Consider the following 12,399-nt stretch of genomic DNA (forward strand, 5'->3'; position numbering starts at 1 on the left):
TGATCAGTCAGTTAAAGTCACCTTGCTATATGAAGGTTAGCAGTGGAATAATGCTTAGGTTTCTTAGCTGAGGATTCAGATAAGAAAAAAAGCGAAATTAGTTATTTTGTCGGATTGAGCAGACACGCAGCAATGGCGTAAGACGTAATGCGAAATCAGGCACTTAGCGGGCTGCGGGTTGCGGCCTGGACATGAGATGGAGTGCACGGGTTTACAGAATTATCTCTCGCATTTCCACTATCTGGTGCTGTTGTTCCTTATGAAAAACAGGCCACCGACGTTATTTGCGCCCCTCGCGCGGTCGATAACCGTGAGGTTGACGACATTGCACTAAGTCACGGGGCCATCGGTTGATACTCGTCCAGGGTAACTATGCCCGCAGCTTTAATCACTCATGAAAGAATAACGAGTACGTTACGATGAAAAGAATGTTAATTAACGCAACTCAGCAGGAGGAGTTGCGCGTTGCCCTGGTTGATGGTCAACGTCTGTACGATCTGGATATCGAAAGTCCCGGACACGAACAGAAAAAAGCCAATATCTACAAAGGTAAAATCACCCGTATCGAACCCAGCCTTGAAGCGGCTTTCGTCGACTACGGTGCAGAACGTCACGGTTTCCTCCCTCTCAAAGAAATTTCTCGCGAATACTTCCCTGCTTCCTACAACGCTCACGGTCGTCCAAACATTAAGGATGTGCTGCGTGAAGGCCAGGAAGTTATTGTTCAGATCGATAAAGAAGAACGGGGTAATAAAGGCGCCGCCCTGACCACCTTTATCTCGCTGGCAGGAAGTTATCTGGTATTGATGCCGAACAACCCGCGCGCGGGCGGCATTTCTCGTCGAATTGAAGGTGACGACCGTACCGAACTGAAAGAAGCGCTTTCGGCACTGGAACTGCCTGATGGTATGGGGCTGATTGTCCGTACCGCAGGTGTAGGCAAATCAGCCGAATCGCTGCAGTGGGATCTCAGCTTCCGTCTGAAACACTGGGAAGCGATTAAGAAAGCCGCTGACAGCCGTCCTGCGCCCTTCCTGATTCATCAGGAAAGTAACGTAATCGTGCGCGCATTCCGCGATTACCTGCGCCAGGACATCGGCGAAATTCTTATCGACAACCCGAAGGTCCTGGAACTGGCGCGTCAGCATATTGCGGCTCTGGGCCGTCCGGACTTTACCAGCAAGATCAAGCTCTACACCGGCGAAATCCCGTTGTTCAGCCACTATCAAATCGAGTCGCAAATCGAGTCCGCTTTCCAGCGTGAAGTGCGCCTGCCTTCCGGTGGCTCGATTGTTATCGACAGCACCGAAGCACTGACCGCCATCGATATCAACTCGGCACGCGCTACGCGTGGTGGCGATATCGAAGAAACCGCGTTTAACACGAACCTTGAAGCAGCAGATGAAATCGCCCGCCAGTTACGCCTGCGAGACCTTGGCGGTTTGATCGTTATCGACTTTATCGATATGACGCCGGTTCGCCATCAGCGCGCGGTAGAAAACCGTCTGCGTGAGGCGGTCCGTCAGGATCGCGCCCGTATCCAGATCAGCCATATTTCACGTTTTGGCCTGCTGGAAATGTCCCGCCAGCGTCTCAGCCCGTCACTGGGTGAGTCGAGCCATCATGTCTGCCCGCGCTGTAGCGGTACCGGCACCATTCGTGATAACGAGTCACTGTCACTGTCTATTCTGCGCCTGATCGAAGAAGAAGCGCTGAAGGACAACACCAAAGAAGTGCATGCTATTGTCCCGGTGCCTGTGGCCTCTTACCTGCTGAATGAAAAACGTGAAGCGGTCAATGCTATCGAAAAACGCCAGGGCGGCGTGCGTGCGGTTATCGTACCGGACGACCGGATGGAAACGCCGCACTACTCCGTGTTGCGCGTGCGTAAAGGTGAAGAAACGCAGACGCTGAGCTATCACCTGCCTAAGCTGCACGAAGCCGAAATGGCGATGCCTTCGGAAGAAGAACATGCCGAACGTCGTCGTCCAGAACAACCGGCCCTGGCGGCGTTTGTGATGCCTGATGCGCCACCGGCACCGACGGAAGCAGCGCCGGAAACTACCAAAGCGCGAACTGCGCCGGTTGCTGAAACCGCCCCTGCAACGCCATCCAACGGAACAGGCTTTGTTGGTCGCCTGCTGGCGGGCCTGAAAAAAATGTTCGCCGGTGAGCCTGCGCCTGCTACGGCAGAGCCCGTTGCTGAAGTAACCGAACCGCAGAAAACCAGCGGTGAGGAGAACGGCAATCAGCGTGGCGATCGCCGTAACAACCGCCGTAACAATAACCGCCGTGAGCGCACGCCACGTAATGGTGACACCACCCAGCAGCGTGAATCTCGGGACAACCGCGAAACCCGTGACAATCGTGAACCGCGTGAAGACAACCGTCGTAATAAGCGTCAGGGGCAGTCTAACGAGGCGCGTGATGAACGTCCGGCGCTGAGCGATGAAGCTCGCCAGCAACGCGATGAGCAACAGCAGCAGCGTCGTGAACAGCGTGCTGAACGTCAGCGTCGTCGTCAGGAAGAGAAACGTGCCCAGCAGGAAGCGAACAGCGCGGTTGGACAGGCCGTTGAAACCGCTGAGCCCGTTGCGGCTGAAGCACAGGACGATGAGCGCGTTCAGGCTATGCCACGCCGCAAACCGCGTCAGCTGACGCAAAAAGTGCGCGTTGGTGACAACAATGATCAGCCTCAGCATGCTGCCGTCGAGTCAGCAGAATCTGTTGAAGCCCGCAAGATTCAGCCGGTTGCAGAAGCCTCACAGGACGCGGACGAAACCGAAGCGCGTGATAACGCCAACATGCCGCGTCGCTCTCGTCGTTCACCGCGTCATCTGCGCGTCAGTGGTCAGCGTCGCCGTCGTTACCGCGATGAACGCTACCCAACACAGTCTGCTATGCCATTAGAAGCCGCATCGGCCTCACCTGAAATGGCGTCAGGCAAAGTCTGGGTGCGCTATCCGGTCGCACAGACGAACGAAGAGCAGACCACACAGGATGCAGTGAAAACCGCACAGGACGACAGCCATGCAGACACAGCACCTGCTATCGCCCTGCCTGTGGCAGCGGCCGTAGACGAGGCGCCGGTTTCACAGACCGATCCAGTACAGGTTGCTGAACCCCAGGCAGACACACCGGTTACTGTGGTGAATACGGATGACACGCAGGCGATTGATGCTCCTGTGCATCAGGAACCCTCTGTGATTCCTGCGGCTGCAGAAGCCCGCGCCGACGCCGTTGCGCAGCAGGCACAACCTGCCGATGTTACGGCTGAAGACGCGCATAAGTCCGACGTGACCGCCGCGCCTGAGGTTGCCCAACACGAGCACGTTGAGCCCTCAGAGCAGGCCGGTACGGCGGTGAGCCCGACAACCGAAGCTCAGGTTGACGCGGTGTTAAATGCACCGGTTGCTGCAGAGGAAACCGTTGCACCCATCACCGAACCGCATGCGCCTGTGGCTGCGCGCGACGTTGCTGTAGAAGCCCTCCAGGCCAATGCGGAAACGCGCTGGAAGCACTTTGCGTCAGCCCCAATGACCAAAGCGCCTGCGCCAGCATGGCAACCAGAGCCTGTGCGTCACAGCGACTGGCAGCGTCCTTCCTTCAATTTTGAAGGCAAGGGTTCTGCGGGCGGCCATAGTGCTACCCACCAGGCAACGGCCCCTGCGACCAAGCCATAAGCACGGTTCGCAGACGTGATAAACCCGGCTCCGGCCGGGTTTTTTATTGTCTGTTACGGACATTTCGGGTGAGGTATGCGGGCAGAAACACCACGGAGGGATCATCCTGAGGTATGTAATCAGGGCTACATTAGCCTGATCCGTGCAGCGCGGCGTCAATCATGCAGCAAAGGTTCTCCGCACAGGTCGCCATGTTAATTGAGCAGCGAAAGAGGCATTACGCAGACAAAAAAAATCCCACCGTCCCTGTAGGGCGATGGGAAATACTAAGCGCACCCGGTTAAAGTACGCCTAAAATTTTTATGAATTTAACTGGAACAATGACATCTGAGACATATCAGTGAAGGTCTTATAAGAAGCCTGCAGCGCCTGTTGTTGCATGGTGTAGCTGGAAATCGCCTGGGTGTAATCCACATCCACCAGGCTACTCATCTGCGAGTCATAAATCACTTTGCGATCGTCACCCTGCGCATTCAACGTATCCAGCTCTTTCAGCTGTGTTCCGATTTCGGAACGTACGCTGAGCACGTTGTTAAGCGAGTTGCTCAGACCACGGTTGGTTTTATCCATTGCCGCTGAAAAAGTCGCTTTGGTGGCATCATCCGCGCCATTTTGGGGCACTTTTAGCGCACTGATAGCACCGTCCAGCATATTGAATAAATTCGTTTCACTGGTGCCACCGTTAGGTTCTTTCACCGCGTTGCTGGTGATCGACATTACGATGCTGTTGCCGGTATGACCGATCGTCATCGTACGGTCCGTATCGACTTTTTGCGTAATCGCGTCGGTTCCGCCCTGATAGGTCACGCCGCCGGCACCATCAACAAACGGTGGTGTATCGGTCTTATAGCCGGCAAAGATATAACGCCCGTTGGCGTCTTTGCTGTTGACCTGGTTCAGTAACTGCGCACGCAACCCTTCCAGCTGCGTCGCATACGAGGCGCGGTCATCGTCGCTCAATGAGCCGTTTGAGGCGGCCACAATCATCGACTGCGCGCTCATAATGCTGTTTGTCACACCGTCCAGCGTGTTTTCTTCCAGGGATAAGCCCTGGTCGGCGAAGGTACGGGCAACCGCATACTGGCTTGCCTGCGCCTGGGTTTGCGACAGCACCACGGCACGGGAAGCGGCGATAGGATCGTCAGAAGGGTTTGACACTCTGAGTCCGGTGGACAGTTGTTTGCCTGCATTTAACCAGGAGGATTGCGCATCACTTACGCCACGAACCTGCTGGTCAAAAATCATATTTGTACTGAGTCGCATGATGTCCTCGGCTCTTAGTTGATGCTAAGCAGGGCGTCAAAAACGGTGCTGGCCGCTTTTAAAACCTGCGCATTCGCCATGTAATATTGTTGGTATTTCGTCAGGTTCGCGTACTCTTCGTCCAGGTTAACGCCAGACACAGACTGCTGACGGTTTGTTAACTGCGTCACCACGTTCTGCTGCGTTGTACTGGTCGTTTTCAGGGCCTGCGTTTTGTTACCGACCGTACTCACCATCGTGCCGTAGGCCTGAGACAGGGTCGCGTTACCGTTGACAATTTTGGCATCCTGTAGCGCCAGCAAATTTTGGGCATTACGGTTATCGCTTTCCCCATCTGCCGCCGCCGCCGCCGCAATCTGCGAGCCGCTGGTAATGGCCACTGACATCCCGTTAACCACGTTTTGAACGGGTTTTACCAGGAAACTGTCTTTGGCGTTTGGTGTACCATTGACCGTCAGGCTCATCCCGTCCAGGCTGAGCGTGGTGACGCCGCCAGAAGTAGTGGGGGTGAGCGTCGTTTTGGTGTTGTCTGACAGACGCGTGGCTGACCAGTTTGTTCCGTCATAAGTCACGGTATAATTGGATGCCTGCAGCGCATTGGTATTGCTCCACGCCGCGGTTAAGGTGGCGGAAGAGGTATTTTTGCTGTTGCCCTGCGCTGTTGGACTGCCGATAGTAAAGAAGTCGACGCCCTGGTTACCGTTGCTGTCATAGCCTTGCTTGTGCACGGTATTGAAATTGGTGGTGAAGGCGGCGGCAAGCTGTCCCAGCTGGTTTTGTGCCAGGTCCAGATCCTGCGAGCGGAAGCTTAACATCCCGCCCAGTGAGCCGGTGGTTATGGAAGATTCCGGAATCTGCACATTGCCAGCCTGCGGATCAACATAGCCCACCGTGGTGCGCGTCAGATCGCTGCTGGATGGCATTGCCACCAGCTTGGTGGACTGGAAGCCACTGACCAGAGAAAGGCCGTTGGCCATGGAAACCGTGTAGCTTCCATCCTGCTGTGACACTGTCACACCGACGATATTATTCAGACCATTAACCAACTGATCACGTTGATCCAGTAAGTCATTGGGAGCGGCACCATTACCGGTTGTCAGTTTGGCAATCTGCTGGTTGAGACTGGAAATCTGGCTGGTAAAGGTATTGATCTGATCTACGTCAGAGGCCACGTTGGTATTCACGCTGTCTTGCATGTTAGTCAGGTATTGCGCCTGGGTCTGAAACTGGTTGACCAGGCCCTGTGAGTTGCTAAGCAAAGACTGACGCGCTGCAGGATCGTTGGCATTACTGACCACGTTCTGCATGTTGCTAAAGAAGCCCTGAATCGCGCTCGACAGGTTTGTCGTCGAGGTTGACATCAGATCGTCGATATTGGAGACCTGCGAATACTGCGTATTTGCCGCATTATAGGTGGCTGAAGACCCACGCAGCTGCGCTGCGATAAAACTGTCGTATTCACGCTGAACACCGGTTACGTTAACCCCGTTACCGTAATAACTTTTTCCCTGCAGGGTACTGTTGGCTTCTGCCAGAATCGTCGTCTGACGTGAATAGCCGGCAACGGTGTAATTGCTGATGTTATTACTGGTGGTGCTTAAGGCGGCCTGTGCGGCACTGAGCCCGCTCATTGCGGAGTTAATTATGCTGGACATCTCGGTTCCTTACATTCCCCGCTACACGGGTCGCTGTCATCAGTGTGGTCGCCAACGTGCGCTGGCGCGCCTGGCTCTTGCTGTTATTATCGGCATGCTTAAGTGAAACTTGAGGCACAATTCTCAGAACAATGTGCTTAAATCCTGGCTATAAGCTTTCACCACTTTTTCACCCATGCTCTTGAATTGCTGAATCATTCCCATCAGTTTTTGCGCATATTTCGGATCGGTGGCATAGCCCGCAGCCTGCAATGCCTGGGCGCCCTGCTCCGCGCTCTGTGCATTGGTGACAGCCGCATAACGTGGGTTATTTGAAAGCAGTTTGACGTAGTCGTTTAACGCTTCGAAATAAGAACTGTAAACCCGGAATGTCGCACGCACCTTTTTAGCTTCACCGTGCTCATATTCTGTGGTCATGATATCGGTCGTTTCGCCTTTCCAGTTCCCACTGGCTTTGATGCCAAAGACGTTATAGCTCGGCTTTCCATCGCGGGTCAGGATTTGACGTTGTCCCCAGCCTGACTCCAGTGCAGCCTGCGCCAGAATCAGGTGATGAGGGATACCACTCTGCTGACTGGCGGCCTGAGCGGGCTGAGTCAGTTGGGCAATAAAGTCACGACTGTCGCTCGGCAGGCCGGTGGGCGAAGGCGCGGGCAGGCGCGGCATGGCTTTGCGCACCATTTGCTCCAGCGGCGTGGCGCCGCTGGTGCTCATGATGAAGCTGTTATCCAGCTTCATCGGCACCGTACCGGCGCGCTCGTCCGGGGCTTTGGCGGGTTCCATCTGTTTAACGATGATATCCGCCAGGCCCAGGCCACGTTTACCGATGTCCTGCGCAATCTGCTGATCGTACATTGACGTGAAAAGCTTGGTCTGTTCATTGCTGAGAATGCCGTCCTGCGGTAACGCTTCACGCATACTCTTCAGCATCATCTGAACAAACATCCCTTCAACCTGCTGCGCGACCTGCAGTGCTTTCCCTTTGGGATCGGCAGTGACATCGCGTTTCAGGTCGTTCAACGAGCGGCTGTCAAAAGCCGCATTCATCAGCGATTGCGTATCGTTCATCAGATAATTTCCAGTTTTGCGCGCAGGCAACCCGCGCTCTGCATTGACTGCAAAATAGACATCAGTTCGATAGGCGACGCACCCAGCGCATTCAGCGCACGCACCACGCTGTTCAGGTTGGCGCTGGAGTTAACCCGTTGCAACGCACCGCCGCTCTGACGCAGATCGATCTGCGTATTGGTGGTAGCGACAGTCTGTCCACCCGCCAGCGGCGTGTTCGGCTGACTCACGTTTTGCTGCTGATTGACCGTGACAGACAGGTTGCCCTGAGCGACCGCGCAGGTGTTCAGTTTCACTTCACGATTCATCACAACAGAGCCGGTGCGTGAGTTAATGATGACTTTGGCATCCTCAACCGGCACGGAGACATCAATGTTTTGAATCTCTGCCAGTAAACGAACCTGCGCACCATTATTCGGGGACACGCGGACCTGGACCGTACGGGCGTCCAGCGGCTGGGCCGAACCGTATCCGCCACGGGCGTTGATCGCATCAGCAATTCGTTGCGCCATGGAGAAATCTTCGGTATTCAGCTGCAGGTTAATCGTGTTCTGCGAACCAAAGTTGCTCTGCAGTTCACGTTCAACCGTTGCCCCATCGGTAATCCGTCCACCGTTAAGCTGGTTGACCTGAACGCTGCTGCCGCCTGCTGCGGCGCCCGCGCCGCCGACCAGAATGTTACCCTGGGCCAGCGCATAAACCTGATTATCCACGCCTTTCAGTGGCGTCATTAACAGCGTGCCACCGCGCAGGCTTTTCGCGTTACCCATCGACGACACCACGACATCCAGCGTCTGGCCCTGGCGGGCAAACGAAGGCAGCCTGGCGGTAACCATCACGGCGGCGACGTTTTTGAGCTGCATGTTGGTGCCCGGCGGCACGGTAATGCCCAGTTGGGACAGCATGTTGCTGACGGTTTGGGTCGTAAACGGCGTCTGCGTTGTCTGATCGCCTGTACCGTCCAGACCCACGACAAGGCCATAACCCAGCAGTTGGTTATCACGCACACCCTGTACGGTGGTTAAGTCGCGGATCAGATCGGCACGCGCCATCAGGCTTACGCCTAACAGTAATCCCAGACCGACACGCCATAATGTTAGCTTTTTCATTGCAACCTCTTAGAACGGCGAGATATTCAGGAAGAAGCGCTGCAACCAGCCCATATTTTGCGCTTCATTGATATAACCATTTCCGACGTACTCAATACGTGCATCGGCCACGGCTGTAGACAACACGGCGTTACTCGCACTGATGGTGCGTGGGTTAACCACGCCCGAGAAACGAATAAACTCGGTGCCCTGGTTGATCTCAATTTGTTTTTCTCCGACCACGTGCAGGTTGCCGTTCGACAGAACCTGATCCACCGTGACGGTGATGGTGCCGGTAAAGGTGTTGTTGGCAGATGCCCCACCTTTGCCTGCGAAATCATTTTTGCCACCCGCCGCAAAGTTGGCTTTTTCGCCCGTTGCGCCGGCTAAACCTTCTAAACCGGTAGGCACTGCAGTGATACCCAGACTGCCGCTGCCGTTACGGCTGGCATTCGAGGTCGAACTTTTGCTGGCACTGACGTTTTCCTGCAAGGTGATAGTCAGCGTATCGCCGATATTACGTGGGCGGCGATCTTCAAACAGCGGCTGATAGCCGTAGTTGAGCGGCGCAACACCCTGAAAAATGGACCCATTTACCACAGGTGGCGCAGAGGGCAACGGCTGAGCCGTGGTCGCTCCTTGCACCAGTGGCGTGCGTGGCACCAACGCACAACCGTTAAGCGTCAGCAGTGCGGTGACTACTAACCAATGTCCAGGCTTAAGAATATGTTGCATCGCCACGGAGTTACGACCTTATTCATGACTAGTCTTCAGGCCAGCCTTAGCTGGCCCTGTTCGTGTTACAGCTGTGTCAACTTCGCCAGCATTTGATCGGAGGTGCTGATCGCTTTGCTGTTAATTTCGTAAGCACGCTGCGTCTGGATCATCGTAACCAGTTCTTCCGCGACGTTTACGTTAGAGGTTTCGGTATAACCCTGATACAGCAAACCGGCACCGTTCTGGCCAGGCGTACTGTCCGTCGGCGCACCTGATGCCTGCGTTTCCTTGTAGAGGTTTTCACCCACGCTATCGAGACCCGCATTGTTCATGAAGGTGCTCAGCGTTAACTGTCCGACCTGGGCGGCCTGCGTCTGCCCCTGCTGGGTTACGCTCACCACACCATCACGCGACACGGTGATACTTGTGGCGTTGGCTGGAATAGTAATACCAGGCTGCACAGGGAAACCCGCGTTGGTCACCAGTTGGCCGTTCTGGTCAACCTGAAATGAACCATCACGTGTATACGCAGAAGTTCCATCTGGCATCTGGATTTGGAAAAAACCCTGGCCGTTAATGGCGATATCTTTTGAGTTGTTGGTTTGCGACAGGTTGCCCTGCGTATGCAAACGCTCGGTCGTCACCGGACGTACACCAGTACCGATTTGCAAACCTGACGGCAGCGTCGTCTGCTCAGATGACTGCGTGCCCGGCTGACGCATGGTCTGGTACATCAGATCTTCAAACACGGCACGTGAGCGCTTAAACCCGTTAGTACTGACGTTGGCCAGGTTGTTGGCGATCACGTCCATGTTCATCTGCTGTGCATCAAGACCGGTTTTGGCGATCCATAAAGAACGAATCATGTATTTATCCTCGCGCCTTAGCTGCCGATGCTGAGCAACTGGTTGGCTTTCTGTTCGTTTTGGTCAACGTTGTTAATGACCTTCATCTGCATCTCGAAACGGCGGGCATTGGCGATCATATCGACCATCGTTTCCACCGGCTTCACGTTACTGCCCTCAAGCACACCCGGCATGACCTGCATAGTCGGATCGGCCTGCAGGGCTGCGCCACGTGTCGCCTGCGTCGCGGCGGTGGGACGGAACATGCCATCGTCCCCACGCTCTAACTCTTTACCGGTTGCCTGGACGAGCTTCAGACGGCCCAGTTGTACAGTCGCATTAGGTGAGTCGCCAGCGTTCAGCCCGGTAATAGAGCCATCAGCCGCGATGGTGATCTCAGAACCTTGAGGGATCACAATCGGACCACCTTCGCCCATTACGGGATTGCCCTGCACCGTCAGCGTACCGTCCGAACGAATTTGCATGTTGCCGTTGCGGGTATAGGCTTCGCTGCCGTCGGCGGTGCGTACTGCCAGCCAGCCATCCTGCTGCATTGCCACGTCCAGTGGGCGCTGGGTGTAATCCATTGCCCCCTGACTCATGTCGGCACCCGGCGTAGATGCCGTGACCAACGTGCGCGTGGGCAGTGACCAACCAGTGACCGGTACAGCACGCAACGCGTTCAGCTGCGCCCGGAAACCGGGCGTTGAGGCGTTGGCGAGGTTGCTGGCGGTAACCGCCTGCTGATCCAGTGTCTGACTGGCCGCGCCCATCGCGGTATATATCGCGTGATCCATAGAGCAATCCCGTTAGCGAATTAACGTAAGTTGACCAGAGTGTTAAGGATCTGATCCTGCGTTTTGATGGTCTGCGCGTTCGCCTGGTAGTTGCGTTGCGCGACGATCATATTGACCAGCTCTTTACTCATATCGACGTTCGAGGACTCCAGCGCGCCCGCGGTCAGTGACCCAAAGGTGCCGGTGTTTGCCAGGCCAACCGCTGCCTGACCAGACGCATTGGTTTCCGCCCAGACGTTATCGCCCTGCGATTTCAGGCCTTCGGGGTTAGAGAAACTGGCCAGGACGATCTGTCCCAGTAACTGCGTGCGTTGGTTTGAGTAACTGCCGGTGATGGTGCCGTCGTTGTTGATGGCATAGCTGGTCAAATCGCCAGGCGCATAACCGTTTTGCGTGGCGTTACCAAAGGTGGTCGCCCCGGTATTTTGCTGCAGACTGCCCACAAAGTTTAACGCGACAGTCGTGCCGTTCGCGCCATTTACGCCAGGAATCGTGACGGTCGCGGTGCTGGCTGTTGTTGAGCCTGCCACCACGTTGCCGTTTGCATCCAGTGAAGATACGCCAGTCAGCTGACCGTTGGCGTTATAGCTCATCTGGTAATTCCCTACGTTTGAACCCGCAGTGGAGTCAATGCCGTGAATTTTCCAGGTGTTGTCTGCGGTCTTAACGAAATACAGGTCAAGCGAGTGCGCATTACCCTGCGTATCGTACATAGTGATAGTGTTCTTCGCGCTGTACGTCGTCGGATCGGTGGCAGAAAACTTGGTGTCGTCTAATACCGCTGAAGTCGAGTTCAGTTTCGCCACCTGGTTTGCCGTGGTAGTGGCATTAGCAGGCATCTGCGTGGTAGGAATTTTCAGCGCAACCGGGTTCGCACCCGTCTGGATAGTCGGAGGCACGCCTGAAGCCGGGTAACCGGTTACGTTCAGGCCCTGGGTATTCACCAGGTTACGGTTCTGGTCCAGAGTGAACTGGCCATTACGTGAATAGGACACCGCACCCGCCGAGTTGGTCAAACGGAAAAAACCGTTACCGCTCAGTGCCACATCCAGCCCACGGCTGGTGGTGGTGGTAGAACCATCGTTGAAGTTCTGGATCACGGCAGCGACTTTAGTTCCCAGACCCACGTTTGAACCGGCAAACATGTCGGCAAACGCGATGGTGCTGGACTTAAAGCCCGCTGTGGCGGAGTTAGCGATGTTGTTACCGATAACGTCCAGGTTACTTGAGGCAGCGCCGAGACCGCTGACCGCTTGTGAAAATGACATTTAAATCTCTCCTGT

9 protein-coding genes are annotated in these 12,399 nt (G+C 55.2%); 1 reads left to right on the plus strand and 8 read right to left on the minus strand.

The window, feature by feature from the left end; translation table 11 throughout:
• Nucleotides 1-419 precede the first annotated feature (419 nt).
• Entirely contained in the window at nucleotides 420-3,683 is a 3,264-nt protein-coding gene (gene rne, locus C1N59_RS12950) for a ribonuclease E (protein WP_394549687.1), read from the plus strand.
• A gap of 300 nt (nucleotides 3,684-3,983) precedes the next feature.
• Here the strand turns inward: rne and flgL are convergent, their stop codons facing one another.
• The 8 genes from flgL to flgE all read right to left on the minus strand — a co-directional run bounded on the left by flgL (nucleotide 3,984) and on the right by flgE (nucleotide 12,384).
• Entirely contained in the window at nucleotides 3,984-4,946 is a 963-nt protein-coding gene (gene flgL / locus C1N59_RS12955) for a flagellar hook-associated protein FlgL (RefSeq protein WP_054634181.1), read from the minus strand.
• A 14-nt stretch (nucleotides 4,947-4,960) separates the two neighbouring features.
• The gene (gene flgK / locus C1N59_RS12960; RefSeq protein WP_054634182.1) at nucleotides 4,961-6,601 is read right to left on the minus strand and encodes a flagellar hook-associated protein FlgK; all 1,641 of its coding nucleotides are present in this window, start codon (nucleotides 6,599-6,601) and stop codon (nucleotides 4,961-4,963) included.
• A gap of 123 nt (nucleotides 6,602-6,724) precedes the next feature.
• Complete coding sequence (gene flgJ, locus C1N59_RS12965; protein ID WP_054634183.1) at nucleotides 6,725-7,669, minus strand: flagellar assembly peptidoglycan hydrolase FlgJ; 945 nt, start codon at nucleotides 7,667-7,669, stop codon at nucleotides 6,725-6,727.
• Entirely contained in the window at nucleotides 7,669-8,778 is a 1,110-nt protein-coding gene (locus tag C1N59_RS12970) for a flagellar basal body P-ring protein FlgI (RefSeq protein ID WP_006118822.1), read from the minus strand. The genes flgJ and C1N59_RS12970 overlap by 1 nt, the downstream gene beginning before the upstream one ends.
• Before the next feature lie 9 nt (nucleotides 8,779-8,787).
• The gene (locus C1N59_RS12975; protein ID WP_170317968.1) at nucleotides 8,788-9,492 is read right to left on the minus strand and encodes a flagellar basal body L-ring protein FlgH; all 705 of its coding nucleotides are present in this window, start codon (nucleotides 9,490-9,492) and stop codon (nucleotides 8,788-8,790) included.
• A 65-nt stretch (nucleotides 9,493-9,557) separates the two neighbouring features.
• On the minus strand, nucleotides 9,558-10,340 hold the full coding sequence (gene flgG, locus C1N59_RS12980) for a flagellar basal-body rod protein FlgG (RefSeq protein WP_006118820.1): 783 nt from the start codon (nucleotides 10,338-10,340) through the stop codon (nucleotides 9,558-9,560).
• A gap of 17 nt (nucleotides 10,341-10,357) precedes the next feature.
• Nucleotides 10,358-11,116: a flagellar basal body rod protein FlgF gene (locus C1N59_RS12985; protein WP_033737560.1), complete on the minus strand. Its 759-nt coding sequence runs from the start codon at nucleotides 11,114-11,116 to the stop codon at nucleotides 10,358-10,360.
• A gap of 20 nt (nucleotides 11,117-11,136) precedes the next feature.
• Complete coding sequence (flgE, locus tag C1N59_RS12990; protein WP_039341129.1) at nucleotides 11,137-12,384, minus strand: flagellar hook protein FlgE; 1,248 nt, start codon at nucleotides 12,382-12,384, stop codon at nucleotides 11,137-11,139.
• Between the last annotated feature and the right edge of the window lie 15 nt (nucleotides 12,385-12,399).

The sequence above is a fragment of the Pantoea sp. SGAir0183 genome (assembly GCF_043545505.1).